The organism is Bradyrhizobium sp. USDA 4473 (genome assembly GCF_054063335.1).
Map to the genome: position 1 here is coordinate 4,247,174 of NZ_JBSSGE010000001.1, position 17,254 is coordinate 4,264,427.

The following is a 17,254-nucleotide window of genomic DNA, read 5'->3' on the forward strand; positions in this document are numbered from 1 at the left end:
TTCACAGAGTTGGCCGTGCATGATGCAAAGCCTGCGCTCTTCGTGAGCCGTCCCGTCCGGTCGGCTTCTTGTTCATCCCATTCGACAGTGCCTCCATGCGACTCCCCTTCTTCTACGGCTGGATCATCGTCGCGGTGACCTTTGTCACCATGGCGATCGGCGTCAACGCGCGCACGGCGTTCTCGCTGTTCTATCCCCCGATCATCTCCGAGTTCGGTTGGGAGCGCGGCGTCACGGCGGGGGCCTTCTCGTTCGGCTTTATCGCCTCGGGAATCGCAAGCCCGCTGATCGGCCGGCTGATGGATCGTCGCGGGCCGCGCGCGGTGATGGAGCTCGGCGTGCTGCTGATGGGTTCGGGCCTGCTGCTGGCGCCGCTGACCACGCAACCCTGGCACCTCTATCTCACCATCGGCGTGCTGGTCGGCTCCGGCAGCGTCTGCCTCGGCTATTCCGGCCAGTCGCTGTTCGTGCCGAACTGGTTCATCCGCCGCCGTGGCCTTGCGATCGGGCTCGCATTCGCCGGCGTCGGCATCGGTTCGGTGACGCTGCTGCCATGGGTCCAGCACATGATCGAGCACACCGGCTGGCGCACCGCCTGCACCGCGATGGGGATCGTGGTGCTGGTCGTGCTCGCGCCGATCAACCTGTTGCTGCGCAAGCGGCCGGAGGACATCGGCCTGCAACCGGACGGCGATGCCGCGCCGACGGCGACGTCGGCCAAGCCGGCATCGAACATCGTCGATCCGGCCTGGGCCGGCACCGACTGGACGCTGCCGCGTGCACTGCGCACGGCACGGTTCTGGTGGATCGCGATCGGCTATTTCTGCGGCCTGTACATCTGGTATGCGGTGCAGGTGCATCAGACCAAGTTCCTGCTCGACATCGGCTTCAGCTCCAATGTCGGCGTCTGGGCGCTTGGCGTCGTCAGCCTGCTCGGCATTCCCGGCCAGATCTGGCTCGGGCATCTTTCCGATCGCATCGGCCGCGAATGGGTGTGGGCGATCTCCTGCTTCGGCTTCGTGATCTGCTTTGCCGCGCTGGCTGCGCTGAAATACTGGCCGAGCATGGCGCTGATCTATCTGATGGTCTTCACCCAGGGCGCGCTCGGCTATGGCCTGACATCCGTGATGGGCCCGGTGGTGCTGGAGATCTTCCAGGGCAGGCACTACGGCAGCATTTTCGGCACCGTGATGCTGGCTGCGCTCGCCGGCGGTGCGGCCGGCCCCTGGATCACCGGCCAGCTCTATGATGTCTCGGGCAGCTATACCAGCGCGTTCCTGGTCGGGATCGCCGTCAGCCTGCTGTCGGCATTCGCGATCTGGCAGGCTTCGCCCCGCAAGGTCCGCGCCGTCGCCGGACAGGTGCACAAGATCGCCGCCTGAAGATCAGGCGGATGAAACGCCGATCGCGCGCTGCAGGTCGGTGATCGCACGCAGGCAGCTGTCGGCGGGCGTGGTGTCCGGATCGATCAGGCGATGCAGGCGGAAGCCGTCTTCCAGTGCCAGCACGATCGCGCCGGTCCAATCCGGATTGAGCCTGGGACTCCTGCCGCTGCTTTTCTGCGCGGTCGCGACGATGTCGGCGATCAGCTTGCGCCGGGCACGCAGCCGCTTGGCGAGCTCGGGCCGCCGCTTCTCGGCGCGCGCCACGAACAGGATCATCTCCATGTGCAGGAGAGGCGAGCGGCCGAGCGGGTCCTGCTGGCTGCGATCAACAGTGCGCAGCGCCTCCAGGAAGTCAGGCAGGTTGCTGTGCTTGGCGAGCAGGTCGAGATTGCGCCGGATCGACTGCTCGACGTGATCCTCGAGCATCGCGAAGATCAACTCGTCCTTGCTCTTGAAGTTCGAATAGAAGGCGCCGCGGCTGAAGCCCGCGGCGGCTGCGATCGCCTCGATGCTGGCGCCGCCGATGCCCTGTTCCTCGAACACCCGCGCCGCCGCCTCGAACAGCTTCTCGCAGGTGTCGTCTCGTGTCGGTCTGGTTCGAACCCTTGACATCGGCGCAGTTTAGGGCACAATGCAACTCAATACAATAGTGTATCGAGTTGCATTCGATGAAACGAAAATGGCCGCATCCGTGATGGTGCGGTCTTGAGGATGACACCAAGGCGCGCCAGGGTTTTAGGCACCGGTGCACGAGCGAACGAGGTCACCATGAACGAGCAAGTTCAGCCGGCGAGCGGCGATCCGCTTTTCAATCCACTGGCCCCCGAATTCATTCGCAATCCCTATCCGTATTACGAGCGGCTGCGCCGTCTCGATCCGATGCACGTCAACGCGCATGGCGCCTTCGTCGCCAGCCGCCATGCCGAGGCGAGCCTCGTGCTGCGCGACAAGCGGTTCGGCAAGGACTATGTCGAGCGTACGATCCGCCGCTACGGCCCCAAGATCATGGACGAGCCGGTCATTCGCAGCATGAGCCACTGGATGCTGCAGCAGGATCCGCCCGATCACACGCGGCTGCGCGGCCTTGTCGTCAAGGCGTTCACCGCGCGCCGCGTCGAGGACATGCGCCCGCGCATCCAGCACGTCGTCGACGAGACGCTCGACCGCATCATTCCGCAAGGAAGGATGGACCTGATCGAGGATTTCGCGTTCCGCCTCCCGGTCACGATCATCTGCGACATGCTCGGCATCCCGGAGGAGCATCGCGAGGCCTTCTATAACGGCTCGCGTGACGGCGGCCGGCTGCTGGAGCCGGTGCCGCTGACACCCGAGGAGATCAAGCAGGGCAACGCCGGCAATGCGATGGCGGCGATGTACTTCCATCAGCTGTTCGAGCTGCGGCGCAAGCAGCCCGGCGACGACCTCACCACGCAGCTGGTGCAGGCGGAGGAGGACGGCCAGAAGCTCACCAACGAGGAGCTCACCGGCAACATCATCCTGCTGTTCGGCGCCGGCCACGAGACCACCGTGAACCTGATCGGCAACGGGCTCCTCGCGCTGTTCCGCAACCCGGACCAGCTCGCGCTGCTCAAAGCCAATCCCGGCCTGATCACCAATGCGATCGAAGAGTTCCTGCGCTACGATTCCTCGGTGCAGATGACTGGCCGCGTCGCGCTGGAAGACATTGAGGATCTCGGCGGCAAGCGCATCCCGAAGGGCGAGAGCGTGCTGTGCCTGCTCGGCTCCGCCAATCACGATCCGGCGGTTTATCCCGACCATCCCGAGAAGCTCGATATCCAGCGGCCGAACGTGAAGCCGCTGTCGTTTGGCGGCGGCATCCATTTCTGCCTCGGTGCCCAGCTGGCGCGGATCGAGGCCGAAATCGCGATCTCGACCCTGCTGCGCCGGATCCCCGGCCTGCGGCTCGATGACGCGGAAAATCCGGAGTGGCGGCCGACCTTCGTGCTGCGCGGGCTGAAGCGGCTGCCGGCGAGCTGGTGACGTTCCCGGAAGGGGGCGGCCCTGCCGTGAAGCTGGCGCACGCACGCTTGAGCGGAAAACCACCGTCCGATTAACGTTGTAGCGGTAAAGCCGCTGTGACTTCGCCATACTTGTCTCTATATTTGGGTTGCTCCGGCCAAGGGTTGGCAAAGGTTCAGCATAAGGAGGCTGCCGCGGAGCGGGCTCAAAGGGAGACACCGTGCAGACGACGCTGCTCGGCCTGGCAATCGCGTTCATTCTTGCATTGGTGGCCGCGCTGGTCGGTCCGTATTTCGTTGACTGGAACCAGTTCAGGCCGCAGTTCGAGGAGGAAGCGTCCAAGATCATCGGCGCGCCGGTGCGCGTCGCCGGCAATCTCGACGCGCGTTTGCTCCCGGCGCCCTCGCTGCGGTTGAAAACCGTCAGCGTCGGCGGCACCAACGACCTCGGCAAGGTCCGGGCCGCCAGTCTCGATGTCGAGTTCAGCCTGAGCTCGCTGATGCGCGGCGAGGTGCGCGCCAACGAGCTCACCGTCAACGGCGTGTCGCTCGATCTCGGGCTCGATCCGAAGGGGCGGATCGACTGGTCGCCGTCGAGCGGCAGCTTCAATCTGGCCTCGCTGGCGATCGACCGGCTCAACCTGACCGGCCGCGTTGCGCTGCATGACGCCGCGAGCCACAGCACGCTGGAGCTGAATGACATCGCCTTCAGCGGCGACGTCCGCTCGCTGGCCGGCGCGATCCGTGGCGACGGCAACTTCATGTTCGACGGCAACCGCTATCCGTTTCGGATCTCGACGGGGCAAAGCGCCGATGGCAGCGGTACCCGCCTGCATTTCAACATCGATCCCGGGCAGCGGCCGGTGTCGGCCGATCTCGACGGCATCCTGACCTTCGAGGCCCGCACGCCGCGCTTCGAGGGGACGATGACGCTGGCGGGGACACCGGGCCAGCGCGGCGGCAGCGACCTGCCGCCCTGGCGGATCGCGACCAAGGTGAAATCGGATTATTCGGCGGCACGTCTCGACCAGATCGAGGTGAGCTATGGCGCCGAGGACGGCGCACTGAAGCTCACGGGCAACGGCGATCTCCGGTTCGGCGCGTCGCCGCTACTGCGCGCCTCGCTCACGGCGCGGCAGCTCGACGGCGACAAGTTCGCGGCCAAAGATGGCGCCAAGGACGGCAACAACGGCAATGTCGAGCCGGTGCGCGTGCTGCCGGCATTACGCGCGGTGTTGTCGGGCCTGCCGCAAAGTCCGATTCCGGCACAGATGGAGCTGACATTCGAGCAGATCATGCTCGGCGGGCGTCCGTTGCAGGACATCTCGGCCGAGCTGCAATCGGATGCCAAATCGTGGACCGTGCGCCGGCTGGAGTTTCGCGCGCCGGGATCGACGCGGGTCTCGATGAGCGGCGCCAGCGCGCAAGCCGGGGTCTCGAACAGCTTCAAGACCGCGCTCAATGTCGAATCGTCCGATCCCGATGCGTTGATGGGCTGGCTGCAGGGGCGGAGCGATGTCACCTATCGCAGCCAGAAGCCGCTGCGGCTGCGCGGCGATGTCACGGTGTCGCCGTCAGGCTTTTCGATCGATGCGATGAAGGCGGAGATCGAGAGCGGCACGCTCGAGGGCCGCGTCGCGGTCGCTCATCGCGATGCCGCGAACGGCTCCAGGGTCGAAGCCCAGTTGAAGGCGGAGCGGCTCGATCTCGATGCGACCGCTGCCTTGATCCATTCGCTGGCCGGTCCGCAGGCCGAATGGCCCGACGAGGCGCAGCTCTCGCTCGACGTCGGGCGTGCCATCTCCTCGGGGCAGGAATTGCGGCCGCTGCTGGCGAAGATCGCCTATAGCCAAAAGAGCATCGTGCTCGAGCGCGTGAAGATCGGTCAGCCCGACAATGTCACCCTTGACGGGAGCGGCAATTTCGACCGCGCCAATTCGACCGGCAAGCTCGCAGTCGACGCGAGCGCCGCCTCGCTTGGCCGGCTGGTCGCGGTCGTTCAGCCGTTCGCGCCGGCGCTGGCCGCGCGGCTTGGCGTGCTCCGCGCCGATGCCGGCCCGGTCCGTGCCAGGCTCGCGCTTGACCTTGGCAAGGGCAAGGCCGCCGATCGGGTCAGCGCGCGCGCGACGCTCGATCTCGACACGCCGCAGCTGAAGGGCAGTACGGTGATCTCGGCAACGCCGCAGGTGGCTGCGATCCGTGCGCTGGATGTCGATGTGCTTCGGCGCAACGAGGTGACGGCGGAAGCGAGGGTCTCGGCCAGCGAAGGCCGTGCCTTGCTGGCGCTGCTCGGGCTTGACCGCGTGGTTGCCGCCGGTGCGGGCGCGACCCAATTCGAGGGCACTGTGAGCGGCGCATGGCAGGCGCCGTTGCGACTGAAGGCACGGCTCTGGGGTGCCGGGCTCGACGCGGATGCGGAAGGCAGCGCGGAGCCGTGGTCCAAAGACCGAAGCAAGGATGGGGCAAGGGATGGGGCGAGCGAGAGCAAATCGAGCGTCAGCCTCCGCGTCCGCAGCGCCGACATCAGTCCGCTGCTCAATCTGAAATCATCGGATCCGGCAGCGAACATCCGTCTGTCGTCGAAGCTGACGCTCGCGGGCGACCGGCTGACCTTCGACGATCTCGACAGCATCGTCGCCGGTTCGCGGATGCGCGGCCGTCTGGCGCTGACGCTCGCCGATCAGAAGAGCATCGACGGCGAAATCGGCCTCGATCAGATCACGCTGGCGCCGATTTTCGCAGCCGCGATCGGTGCGGCCGGCCACGATGCGGCGGAGCCGCTCGGCACCGGGCTCACCAGCGCCTGGCGCGGCAAGGTCACGTTCGAGGCGCTGCACGGCCTGCTGCCGGGCGGCGCCGAGCTGCAGCCGGTCAGCGGCACGATCAGGTCGGACGGGCAGGCGCTGACCTTCGACGGCATCAAGGGCAAGATCGGCGGCGGCGAGGCGACCGCCTCGATCGATGCGCGACAGGGCGTCAACGGACTTGCATTGAACGCCAATGTGCAGCTGTCGGGCGTCGACGCGTCGGCGCTGCGCTATCGCAGTCTCGCGATGCCCAAGGCACGTGCTTCGATGCAGATGACGTTATTGACGCAGGGCCGTAGTGCCGCGGCGTTGACCGGTGCGATGTCCGGCAGCGGCATCGTGACGCTGGAGGGGCTGAACCTTCCGGGTCTCGATCCGCGTGCGTTCGACGTCGCGATCCGCGCCAGCGATTCCGGGCAGGCGACCGACGATGTCAAGCTGAGGCAGATCGTCGAACCGGCGCTCGCCGCCGGCGGGCTGTCGATCGCCTCGGCGCAAATTCCCTTCAACATCCGCGACGGCCGCATCCGTGTCGCGGCCACCACGCTTGCGGCCAACGGCGCCAACGCCATCGTGTCCGGCGGCTACGACATTCCGGCCGATCAGGCCGACATCCGCGCCGCACTGGCATCGACGCAGGTTGGCAACGCCAACAGTCGCCCGGAAATCCAGCTGCTTGCCGTGGGCACGCCCGACGGGCTGTCGCGCAGCATCGACATTGGCGCGTTGTCGTCGTGGCTTGCGGTGCGCGCGATCGACCGCGAGACCAGGCGGCTTGACGCGATCGAGCGCGGCGAACCGGCGCCGCCGCCGGCCCCTGCGGCGCTTTCGCCTACCATCGGTCCGGCGCCTGATGCGTCCAACCCAAATTCGGCGGCAGTGCCTTCGGCCAATCTGCCGGCGCCCGGCCCCGATCCGCGCCGCGTCCCTGCGAAGCCGAAGATCGTGGCACCGCGGCCGCCGATCGTCCCGCCGGTTGCCACCGCACCTGCCGTCGTGCCGCCCGCGCCGATTGCTGGCCAGCCCCAGGTGGCGCCGTTGCCGCCGCCGATCGAAGTCAAGCCGGCACCCGGTGCGGCCAGGCTGCGGCCGTTGCGCCCGCCGCTGTCGCTGACGCCGCAGGTCGCCAATCCGCCGCCGCGGCCGGCCATGCAAAACTGAAGCGCGCCTCAAGGCATCGCGGCTACCGGTTCGCGTGAAGAAACCGCGTCGAGCCGAGGCGGTTCACGACTGGTGCTGGAGAATATTGATCAGTCGGCCGAAGGGATCGCGGACGTAGAACCGCCGCACGCCCCACGGCTCGTCCGCCGGTCCATATTCGATCGCGATGCGGGCAGCTGTCATCCGGCGCAGGGCCTCGTCGAGATCGTCGACTTCGATCGAGAGATCGGGCACCGGCGTGCCGGAGCCACCTTCGGATGCGAAGCTGATTTGAACCTGCATCGTTTCGGATGAGCCGTAAGTCGCAACCCAACCGAAATCCATCAGCGACGCGAGGCCGAGGATGTCGCGATAGAACGACGTCGCTGCCGCAATGTCTGCTGTGGCAACGCTCGCGACGATGCGATTGACCTTCATGCGGAAGTCTGCGCGGTGGAGCGACCGTCTGCGCGATGGCGACGGTCGGAGAGGCGGTCAGGCCTGCTGGCGCGTATCGACCTGCTGCGGCCTGACATCCGTCGGCACGGCCGGCGTGGCGCGCGAGCGGAAGTAGTCGAGCACGAAAAGCCGGATCGCGGAGGACAGATTGCCCTGCTGACGGTTGCTGTCGATCTCGCCGACCAATTCCGACAGCGTCATGTTCCGCAGTCCGGAAATCTCCTTCATGCCGTTCCAGAAGGCCTCTTCGAGGCTGACGCTGGTCTTGTGGCCGGCAACCACGATCGAACGCTTAACGACGGGAGACTTCATGATGCGTCTCCACTTTCGATACGCTGCTGATTGAGAAGGTGCTGATTGAGAAGGTGCTGATCGAGCACACGCGCATTGCGCTCGTCGAGAAATTCGTCACGCGCGCGCTCGGATTTGGTGCGACCGAATAGCGCACGATTGGCTTCGGCCTGCTTGGCTGCTTGTTCGCGCTCACTGCGCTTCTTGAATCGTTTCAGGTTGACCACGTCGCCCATGCTCGTCGTCCTCAATCGTCCCCAAAGCGGAATTGGTGATGCATCGTGACGAAAGCAAGAGCGACTGCACTGCGCGCCCGGCTCGATATTCATCCCGAATCCCCATTTGATGCTTCTGATAGCATCAAAGAATCCGTTTCGCTCTGCGAAAACTAGACGTCTGTACCACGCGCCAGCGCAGAGCTGATAGGTAACGGGCCTTAGTCTTTAGGCGTTATGGTCCATAATTATATCACGCGCGCTGACCGTAATTATCCGGACATTGCGCGTCGCCCGTTCAGCCGGGGTGTGTCATTTTGTCCGGCTGCACGAGGCGATCAAATTCATCGGCAGACACAAATCCAAGCCGCAAAGCCTCTTCCTTCAGCGTCGTTCCGTGCGTATGCGCCGACTTGGCGACCTTGGCTGCGTTGTCGTAACCGATCTTCGGTGCGAGCGCGGTCACCAGCATCAGCGAGCGCTGCATCAGTTCGTTGATGCGCTTTTCGTCGGCGCGTATGCCGTCAACGCAATGCTCAGTAAATGAGCGGACAACGTCAGACAGCAACTGAATGGAATTTATCATACAATATGCCAAAACTGGCTTGTACACGTTGAGCTCGAAATGGCCCTGGCTGCCGGCAACGGTGATCGTGGTCTGATTGCCGAACACCTGGCAGCAGACCATCGTCATGGCTTCGCACTGGGTCGGGTTGACCTTGCCCGGCATGATCGACGAGCCCGGCTCGTTCTCCGGCAGGATCAGCTCGCCGAGACCGGAGCGCGGGCCGGAGCCGAGGAAGCGGATGTCGTTGGCGATCTTGAACAGCCCGGTCGCCACCGAGTTGATCGCGCCGTGCACCAGCACATAGGCGTCGTTGGAGGCCAGCGCCTCGAACTTGTTCGCCGCGCTGGTGAACGGCAGCCTGGTGATCTCGGCGACATGCTTCGCGAAGGCGTTGGCGAATTCCGGCTTCGAGTTGAGGCCGGTGCCGACGGCGGTGCCGCCCTGCGCCAGCGGAAACAGCTCCTTCACGGCGGTGTGCAAGCGCGCGATGCCGCTCTCGACCTGCGCGGCGTAGCCGGAGAATTCCTGGCCGAGCGTCAGCGGTGTCGCGTCCTGGGTATGCGTGCGTCCGATCTTCACGATCTTGGCGAACGCCTCCTGCTTCCGGTGCAGCGCCTGATGCAGCTCGGTGAGCGCGGGGATCAGGTCGGCGATGATGCGGCTTGCGGCCGCGATATGCATCGCGGTCGGGAACGAGTCGTTCGAGGACTGGCTCATGTTGACATGATCGTTCGGATGGATCGGCTGCTTGGCGCCGAGCTCGCCGCCGAGCATCTGGTTGGCGCGGTTGGCGATCACCTCGTTGACGTTCATGTTGGTCTGCGTGCCGGAGCCGGTCTGCCAGACGACCAGCGGAAAATGATCGTCGAGCTTGCCGTCGATCACTTCCTTCGCTGCGCCGGCAATGGCGTCGGCGCGGCGCGCATCGAGCTGGCCGAGTTCGCGATTGGTCTCGGCGGCCGCGAGCTTCACCATGGCAAGCGCGTGGACGATCGCGATCGGCATCCGATCGTGGCCGATCTTGAAATTCTGCCGCGAGCGTTCGGTCTGCGCGCCCCAGTAGCGGTCGGCGGGAACGTCGATCGGGCCGAAGCTGTCGGTCTCGCTGCGGGTGGCGGCGTTGGATGCTGTGGTCGATTGAGCCATGGATGCTCTCCGTTGCGTCATCAGAACGTGGCCCGGCAGGCCGCCGGGTTTTCCGGCCCGGCAACGCGACGGCGGCCGCGCGAAGGCACGTTCATTCATGCAGAGATAGTCCGCGATGACGATCTGTCATCCCGGTCCTCACCAACATCCTACAAGGTCGCGGAGTGAACTGCGCTTAGATTACTTCTTGCGGAAACGGTCGAGCCGCACCACCTCGGCGCCTTCGCTGGGCTTGTCGGGCTCCTGCTCGGTCTCGGCCGTCTCGGCCTCGACGCGGGCAGCAGGTGCGGGCAGGGGAGCGGCCGGCGCCGCAGCGGGAGCGGCCTCCTCGGACAGCGCGTCCGAGACGTCGAAGCGCAGATCGAACGGCGCGGACGGATCGAGGAAGCGGGTCACCGCGGCGAACGGCACGGTCAGCCGCTCCGGAATCCCGCCGAACGACAGGCCGACCTCGAAGCGATCCTCGGTCACCACCAGATCCCAGAACTGGTGCTGGAGGATGATGGTCATCTCTTCCGGATATTGGGCGAGCAGCCGGGGCGACAGCTTCACGCCGTCGCCATGCGACAGGAAGGTGATGTAGAAATGGTGCTCACCCGGCAGGCCATGCTCGGCGGCGTCGGACAGCACCCGGCGCAGCACCCCGCGCAGCGCATCGCGCGCCAGCACGTCATATCGGATGTGATCGGTCGCCATGGTGATCCTGTCGCTTCGAAAAATGGTCGGCAAGGCCGCGCCGGTCGATCCGACTCGCCCTTTTGGCGATATGCTACCCCGCCGGGAGCCGGAAATCAGCAGGGCTGGTGGCTGAAATGCGGGCGGACGCCCGATTGGAAATAAAGTGGAGGCTTCTGTTGCCAGGTGCCTCCGAACCCCGCCTAGCGGAGCTTAACCCGCTAGGACTTTAAGATGGTCTTTCAAACTGCGTTACGCAGCCTGAGCAACCGGAGCAAAGTTGTCGTTGGCAACTATTGCATTAGCCCGATAACGGCGGAACCATACCGAGAAAAAACACGCCCTTTACGCCCTCGTCGATCCTATTTCGCCCCCGCCAAAAGCCACCGAAACAAGGGTTTGGGATGGGTTTTGGTGGAGGCGCCGGGTACCGCCCCCGGGTCCGAATGGTTTATTGCGACGGCCATTTATTTCCATAGCCGGCGAACCGGCACCCCCAATATAGCGGCAAAGTCGTAGAAAAACAGAGCCGATTCAGGCCCTTTCGGCTGTGAAAACACACCAAATTGGGGTGGTCCGCCTCCGGGTGGCGTTCTAGCATCCGTCCATGCCTCCGGAATTCCCGCCGGTTGCCGCCCCGGCGCCGGATGCCTTCCGACCCATCGCCGCCCAACCAGCCCGGCCTGTTCGAGTTGTTCCTGGCGTTCGCCAAGATGTCGCTGGCCGGCTTCGGCGGGGTGCTGGTCTGGGCCCGGCGGTCGATCGTCGAGCAGCGCCGCTGGATGACGGCGGAGGAGTTCAACGAGACCCTCGCGCTGTGCCATTTCCTGCCGGGTCCGAACATCGTCAACCTGTCGGTCGTGTTTCGACGGGCTGGTCGGGCCATCGATGGTGATCGCGACCCATGCTGGCCGCGCTCTACGCCCGCTACGGCGATGGCGTCATGTTGCGCCGAACGCTTGCAGGCGTCGCCTGTGCCGCGGTCGGGCTGCTGTTTGCCGTCGTCCTCAAGATGATGAAGCCGCTGCTGAAGCGGCGTGATGTCGCAGGCCTCGTCATTCCATCAGCGGTCTTCGCTGTCGATCGGCCTGATGGCTGCCTCCGGCCTGATCGTGGCGCGGACATCAGACCAAAGTTGGATCGCGGTCCTGATCACCATTGTCGCAGCCGCGCTTGCATTTGCCACGCGGATCAATCCTTTGTGGATGTTGCTTGCCGGAGGTCTCCTGGGTTTCGCTGGCGTTGTCTGATGAAAATCGCTAGCAAGGCTTGCGGTCAACGCATCACAAGCCAAGCCATTCAATCAAAACGGGCGGGACAGCCCTGACGGGGGAAGCGAAGTCATGAGCGATACGCCGAGCGAGGCGCCGGTCAAATCGATCTTGCCGGAATGGATACGCGGCCCGCAGGACTTCATCGGCGGGCTCGCCATGGTCGCGGTTGCGCTGTTTGCGTTGTGGGCCTCGAGCGATCTGCAGGGCATGCACGGATTTTCGTTCGGTGCCGGGACTGCGCCGCGGATGTTTGCCGTGCTGCTGCTGCTGCTCGGCGGCGCCGTCGCGCTGATGGGCATTCTCAAGGACGGCCCTGACATCGCGGCCTATTCCTGGCGCGGCCCGTTGTTCGTGTCCGCAGCCATCGTGTTCTTCGCAGTCGCGATCCGGCCGCTCGGGCTCGTGGTCTCCGCCTTTGCCGCCTTCCTGATCGCGGCGCTCGGCTCGCACGAGACCAAATGGATCGAAGCCATCATTGTCGGTGCCTGCCTGACGATCGGCTGCGCGCTGCTGTTTCCTTATGTACTGGGACTTCCGATGCCGATGTTCCCGCGTTTCCTGATCCAGTGAGGGCGTGATGGAACTGTTTGCCAATCTCGCCCATGGTTTCGCGGTCGCCTTCTCGCCGATCAACCTTCTGATGTGTCTGATCGGTGCGCTGGTCGGCACGCTGGTCGGCGTGCTGCCGGGCATCGGCACCATCGCCACCGTCGCCATGCTGCTGCCGATCACCTTCGGCCTGCCGCCGGTTGGCGCGCTGATCATGCTCGCCGGCATCTATTACGGTGCGCAATATGGCGGGTCGACCACCTCGATCCTGGTCAATATTCCCGGCGAGGCGACCTCGGTGGTGACCGCGCTCGACGGCCACCAGATGGCCAGGCAGGGCCGCGCCGGTCCGGCACTCGCGATCGCAGCGATCGGCTCGTTCTTCGCCGGCTGCGTCGCGACCGTGCTGATCGCCGTGCTCGGCGCGCCGCTGACCAAGCTCGCGCTGGCGTTCGGTCCGGCCGAATATTTCTCGCTGATGGTGCTCGGCCTGATCTTTGCCGTGGTGCTCGCCAAGGGCTCGGTGCTGAAGGCGATCGCGATGATCGTGTTCGGCCTGCTGCTGTCGATGGTCGGCTCCGACATCGAGACCGGCGCCTCGCGCATGGCCTTCAACATCCCGGAACTTGCCGACGGCCTCGGCTTCGCCACCGTGGCGATGGGTGTGTTCGGCTTCGCGGAGATCATCCGCAACCTCGACCATGGCGCGGAGATGGACCGCAATCTGGTGCAGCAGAAGATCACCGGCCTGATGCCGACCAGGAAGGATCTGGCGGACTCCACGCCAGCGATCCTGCGCGGCACCGTGCTCGGCTCGATCCTCGGCATCCTGCCGGGCGGCGGCGCCGTGATCGCGTCGTTCGCGGCCTACACGCTGGAGAAGAAGCTGGCGAAGAATCCATCGCGGTTCGGCCGCGGCGCGATCGAGGGCGTGGCGGCGCCGGAAAGCGCCAACAATGCCGCGGCGCAGACCTCGTTCATCCCGCTGCTCACGCTGGGCATCCCGCCGAACGCGGTGATGGCGCTGATGGTCGGCGCGATGACCATTCATGGCATCGTGCCGGGCCCGCAGGTGATGCAGAAGCAGCCCGACCTGGTCTGGGGCATGATCGCCTCGATGTGGATCGGCAATTTGATGCTGATCATCATCAACCTGCCGCTGGTCGGCATCTGGGTCCGCCTGCTGCGCGTGCCGTACCGGCTGATGTTCCCTTCGATCGTGGTGTTCTGCGCGATCGGCATCTACTCGGTGAACAACGCGCCGGTCGACGTCGTTCTCGCCGGCGCGTTCGGTCTCATCGGCTACTGGCTGATCAAGCACGATTTCGAGCCGGCGCCGCTGCTGCTCGGCATGGTGCTGGGCCCGCTGATGGAGGAGAATCTGCGTCGCGCGCTACTGATCTCGCGCGGCGACTGGAGCGTGTTCGTCTCGCGGCCGCTGTCGGCGGTGCTGCTGGCGATCGCGGCAGGTCTCCTGGTGCTTGCCGTGTTGCCGACCTTGCGTGCGAAGCGCGACGAAGTGTTCGTGGAGTCCGAGGGCTAGAGCATGATCCGGAAAAGTGTAAAGCGGTTTTCCGGATAGATCATGCTCAAACAGGAAGCTCCGGCCCTGCGTCGGCGCGCCGCAGGCGGAAGTCGAATCGACACTCGATGTCGTCTCATGAAATGAAAATGCCGGCCGATTTGGCCGGCATTTTTATTGGTCAAACGTTCCCGGGAGGAATCGAGATGATGTCCATTCGCTCGCTTGCGGGCGCATGCCTGTCGGCATTTGCCGCGCTCGGTGCATTCGCCGTGCCGGCATCCGCGCAGAATTATCCGACCCGCACCATCACCATGATCGTGCCGTTCGCAGCCGGCGGTCCGACCGACGTCATCTCGCGCATCGTCACCGCGCATATGGCGCAGACGCTCGGCCAGAGCATCGTCATCGAGAATGTGGTCGGCGCCGGCGGCACCACGGCGACGACGCGCGCCGCACGCGCCGGCAATGACGGCTACACGCTGGTCACCGGACATATGGGCACGCACGCCGCGTCCGTGCCGCTCTATCCGAAGCTTGCCTATCACCCGGAAAAGGATTTCGAGCCGGTCGCGCTGCTCGCCGGCACGCCGATCCTGATCCTTGCCCGCAAGGATTTCCCGCCGAAGGATCTCAAGGAGTTCGTCGCCTACGTGAAGGCCAATGCCGAGAAGGTCAACGCCGCGCATGCCGGCATCGGCTCGGTGTCGCACGCCTCCTGCGAGCTGTTGAACTCGATCCTCGACATCAAGCCGGTCGGCGTGCCCTTCAACGGAACGGGACCTGCGATGAACGCGCTGGTCGCCGGCCAGGTCGATTACATGTGCGACCAGATCGTCAATGCGGTCCCGCAGATCAACGCCGGCACCATCAAGGCTTATGCGGTTGCGACCCCCGAGCGCAATCCGTCGCTGCCTGACGTGCCGACCACGAGGGAAGCCGGCCTGCCGACGTTCCAGGCCCAGGCCTGGAACGCGATTTTCGCGCCGAAGGGAACTTCGCCCGCCATCATCGCCACGCTGAATGGCGCGGCCATCAAGGCGCTCGACGACGACAATGTCCGCAAGCGCCTGCTCGAGCTCGGCAGCGTGATCCCGGCGCCCACCAGCCGCACGCCGGAGGCGCTCGCTGCCCTGGTCAAGGACGAGATCGCGAAGTGGACCCCGGTGCTGAAACCGGCAACTTAATCCAGCGCAAACAAGTGGATAGGCGAGGGGCGGAACGCGAGTTCCGCCCCTTGTCGTTTGCCGGGGGAGTGTTCATTTTTCAGGGTATAATCGGTGCGTTCAGCCGAATCAGCGTGTCGACCGGCGGCCCTCGCCGCTACATTCGCCGTTCTCTCGAAGCTCCGAAAAGACCGCCAAGAACCTGTCATGAACCAGTATCACGACCTGCTCGAACGCATCCTCGCCGATGGTGCGGAGAAGCACGACCGCACCGGCACCGGCACGCTGTCGATCTTCGGCCACCAGATGCGCTTCAACCTGTCGGCCGGCTTCCCGATGCTGACCACCAAGCGGCTGCCGCTGAAGGCGATCGTGCACGAGCTGCTCTGGTTCCTCGCCGGCGACACCAACATCAAATATCTCAACGACAACGGCGTCACGATCTGGGACGAATGGGCCGACGCCAATGGCGATCTCGGCCCGGTCTACGGGTCGCAATGGCGCTCCTGGCCCGCGCCCGATGGCCGCAGCATCGACCAGATTTCGAACGTGATCGAGATGATCAAGCGCAACCCGGATTCGCGGCGGCTGATCGTCAGCGCCTGGAATCCGGCCGAGGTGGACAAGATGGCGCTGCCGCCGTGCCACTGCCTGTTCCAGTTCTATGTGGCCAACGGCAAGCTCTCCTGCCAGCTCTATCAGCGCTCGGCCGACGTCTTCCTCGGCGTGCCCTTCAACATCGCCTCCTATGCGCTCCTGACCATGATGGTCGCGCAGGTGACCGGACTGAAGCCCGGCGATTTCGTTCACTCGCTCGGTGATGCGCATCTCTACTCGAACCATCTCGAGCAGGCGCGCCTGCAATTGACGCGGCCGACGCGGCCGCTGCCGACGATGGCGATCAACCCTGACGTGAAGGATATCTTCGCGTTCCGCTACGAGGACTTCAAACTCGAAGGCTACGACCCGCATCCGCACATCAAGGCCGAAGTCGCGGTCTGATGTCGCTGACCATCCGCCGCGCGCGCCCCGATGAGGCCGGACTGGTGCTCTCGCTGGTCCGCGAGCTCGCCGACTACGAAAAGCTTCTGCACGAGGTCCATGCCAGCGAGGCCGATATCGCCGAGGCGCTGTTCGGCGCCAGCCCGCGGCTTTATTGCGACATCGCGGAATGGAACGGCGAGCCGGCCGGCTTCGCCGTCTGGTTCGTCAATTTCTCGACCTTCGCCGGCCGCCACGGCATCTATCTCGAAGACCTGTTCGTGCGTCCGGCACTGCGCGGCAAGGGCATCGGCAAGGCGCTGCTGGTGCATCTGGCCAAGCAATGTCTCGCCAATGGCTGGTCGCGCCTGCAATGGGCGGTGCTCGACTGGAACGCGCCGTCGATCGCGTTCTACAAGTCGCTCGGTGCCGAGATGATGGACGAGTGGACGATTTGCCGCGTCTCCGGCGCGGCGCTGTCGGCGCTTGCGGAAGGGCCGCGCTGATGGAAGTCGTGCTCGTCGTCGCGGTCGCCGAGAACGGCGTGATCGGAAACAATAACGCAATTCCGTGGCGGCTGAAATCGGACCTGCGGCGCTTGAAGGCGATCACGCTGAACAAGCCGATCGTGATGGGACGCAAGACGTTCGAATCCCTGCCCAGGCCGCTGCCGGGGCGCACCAACATCGTGGTGACGCGCGATCCGAATTATCGCGCGCCGCGGCGCCCTCGTCACGAACTCGTTCGAGAACGCGCGTGCAATTGCGCTTGGTGACGCGCTGCGGCGTTTCGCCACTGAAATCGCGATCATCGGGGGCGCGGAGATCTATGCGCAATGGATGGGCACGGCCGATCGCCTGGAGATCACCGAGGTCCACGCCCGGCCTGACGGCGATACACGGTTCGACAAGATCGACACCAAGGTGTGGGAGGAGGTCGCGCGCGTGCGGAATCCGGCAGGCCCGGACGACAGCGTCGACTTCTCCTATGTGACATATCGTCGGCGCGGCCAACGTTAACCAATGTTTGCATTGACAATTATGCCCCGGCGCATAGCTCGTCCGGCCAGGAAGCTTGCGTTGTAAGGGCCCTGACGG

General features: G+C 64.9%; 15 protein-coding genes, 1 other RNA gene and 2 pseudogenes. 11 read left to right on the plus strand and 7 right to left on the minus strand.

Annotated elements, in window-relative coordinates; all coding sequences use genetic code 11:
* Nucleotides 1-95: 95 nt before the first annotated feature.
* Nucleotides 96-1,382 carry an MFS transporter gene (locus ACVW17_RS19675; protein WP_456753411.1) on the plus strand — a complete coding sequence of 429 codons (1,287 nt, stop codon included), beginning with the start codon at nt 96-98 and terminating at the stop codon, nt 1,380-1,382.
* Nucleotides 1,383-1,385: 3 nt separating this feature from the next.
* Here the strand turns inward: ACVW17_RS19675 and ACVW17_RS19680 are convergent, their stop codons facing one another.
* Complete coding sequence (locus tag ACVW17_RS19680) at nt 1,386-1,997, minus strand: TetR/AcrR family transcriptional regulator (protein ID WP_456753412.1); 612 nt, start codon at nt 1,995-1,997, stop codon at nt 1,386-1,388.
* A 156-nt stretch (nt 1,998-2,153) separates the two neighbouring features.
* Between ACVW17_RS19680 and ACVW17_RS19685 the strand changes: the two genes are divergently transcribed.
* Together ACVW17_RS19685 and ACVW17_RS19690 are read left to right on the plus strand one after the other, a co-directional pair.
* Complete coding sequence (locus ACVW17_RS19685; protein ID WP_456753413.1) at nt 2,154-3,386, plus strand: cytochrome P450; 1,233 nt, start codon at nt 2,154-2,156, stop codon at nt 3,384-3,386.
* 199 nt (nt 3,387-3,585) lie between these two features.
* On the plus strand, nt 3,586-7,332 hold the full coding sequence (locus ACVW17_RS19690; RefSeq protein ID WP_456753414.1) for an AsmA family protein: 3,747 nt from the start codon (nt 3,586-3,588) through the stop codon (nt 7,330-7,332).
* 63 nt (nt 7,333-7,395) lie between these two features.
* Here the strand turns inward: ACVW17_RS19690 and ACVW17_RS19695 are convergent, their stop codons facing one another.
* The 6 genes from ACVW17_RS19695 to ssrA form a co-directional block, all read right to left on the minus strand.
* On the minus strand, nt 7,396-7,749 hold the full coding sequence (locus ACVW17_RS19695) for a VOC family protein (protein WP_456753415.1): 354 nt from the start codon (nt 7,747-7,749) through the stop codon (nt 7,396-7,398).
* Nucleotides 7,750-7,806: 57 nt separating this feature from the next.
* The gene (locus ACVW17_RS19700; RefSeq protein WP_021077181.1) at nt 7,807-8,082 is read right to left on the minus strand and encodes a ribbon-helix-helix domain-containing protein; all 276 of its coding nucleotides are present in this window, start codon (nt 8,080-8,082) and stop codon (nt 7,807-7,809) included.
* On the minus strand, nt 8,079-8,297 hold the full coding sequence (locus ACVW17_RS19705) for a DUF4169 family protein (RefSeq protein WP_456753416.1): 219 nt from the start codon (nt 8,295-8,297) through the stop codon (nt 8,079-8,081). Before ACVW17_RS19705 ends, ACVW17_RS19700 begins: the two co-directional genes overlap by 4 nt.
* A 277-nt stretch (nt 8,298-8,574) precedes the next feature.
* Nucleotides 8,575-9,990, minus strand: coding sequence for a class II fumarate hydratase (gene fumC, locus ACVW17_RS19710; RefSeq protein WP_456753417.1), 1,416 nt, complete (start codon nt 9,988-9,990; stop codon nt 8,575-8,577).
* Nucleotides 9,991-10,170: 180 nt separating this feature from the next.
* On the minus strand, nt 10,171-10,686 hold the full coding sequence (locus ACVW17_RS19715) for an SspB family protein (RefSeq protein ID WP_456753418.1): 516 nt from the start codon (nt 10,684-10,686) through the stop codon (nt 10,171-10,173).
* Nucleotides 10,687-10,830: 144 nt separating this feature from the next.
* Nucleotides 10,831-11,195, minus strand: a transfer-messenger RNA (tmRNA) gene (gene ssrA / locus ACVW17_RS19720).
* 117 nt (nt 11,196-11,312) lie between these two features.
* Between ssrA and ACVW17_RS19725 the strand changes: the two genes are divergently transcribed.
* From ACVW17_RS19725 to ACVW17_RS19760, 8 genes and pseudogenes are all read left to right on the plus strand, one after another.
* Nucleotides 11,313-11,681 (plus strand): chromate transporter, encoded by a 369-nt coding sequence (locus ACVW17_RS19725; protein WP_456797805.1) that lies wholly within the window; start codon nt 11,313-11,315, stop codon nt 11,679-11,681.
* Nucleotides 11,682-11,741: 60 nt separating this feature from the next.
* Nucleotides 11,742-11,915 (plus strand): annotated as a pseudogene (locus tag ACVW17_RS19730) (chromate transporter); the annotation flags it as partial.
* A 93-nt stretch (nt 11,916-12,008) separates the two neighbouring features.
* Nucleotides 12,009-12,509 (plus strand): tripartite tricarboxylate transporter TctB family protein, encoded by a 501-nt coding sequence (locus tag ACVW17_RS19735; RefSeq protein WP_456753420.1) that lies wholly within the window; start codon nt 12,009-12,011, stop codon nt 12,507-12,509.
* Nucleotides 12,510-12,516: 7 nt separating this feature from the next.
* Nucleotides 12,517-14,031 (plus strand): tripartite tricarboxylate transporter permease, encoded by a 1,515-nt coding sequence (locus ACVW17_RS19740; RefSeq protein WP_456753421.1) that lies wholly within the window; start codon nt 12,517-12,519, stop codon nt 14,029-14,031.
* Nucleotides 14,032-14,216: 185 nt separating this feature from the next.
* Complete coding sequence (locus ACVW17_RS19745; RefSeq protein ID WP_456753422.1) at nt 14,217-15,197, plus strand: tripartite tricarboxylate transporter substrate-binding protein; 981 nt, start codon at nt 14,217-14,219, stop codon at nt 15,195-15,197.
* Between the two features lie 186 nt (nt 15,198-15,383).
* Entirely contained in the window at nt 15,384-16,178 is a 795-nt protein-coding gene (locus tag ACVW17_RS19750; RefSeq protein ID WP_456753423.1) for a thymidylate synthase, read from the plus strand.
* On the plus strand, nt 16,178-16,663 hold the full coding sequence (locus ACVW17_RS19755) for an N-acetyltransferase family protein (RefSeq protein WP_456753424.1): 486 nt from the start codon (nt 16,178-16,180) through the stop codon (nt 16,661-16,663). Before ACVW17_RS19750 ends, ACVW17_RS19755 begins: the two co-directional genes overlap by 1 nt.
* Nucleotides 16,663-17,176, plus strand: a pseudogene (locus ACVW17_RS19760) (dihydrofolate reductase). The gene ACVW17_RS19755 and the pseudogene ACVW17_RS19760 overlap by 1 nt, the downstream one beginning before the upstream one ends.
* Nucleotides 17,177-17,254: the final 78 nt, after the last annotated feature.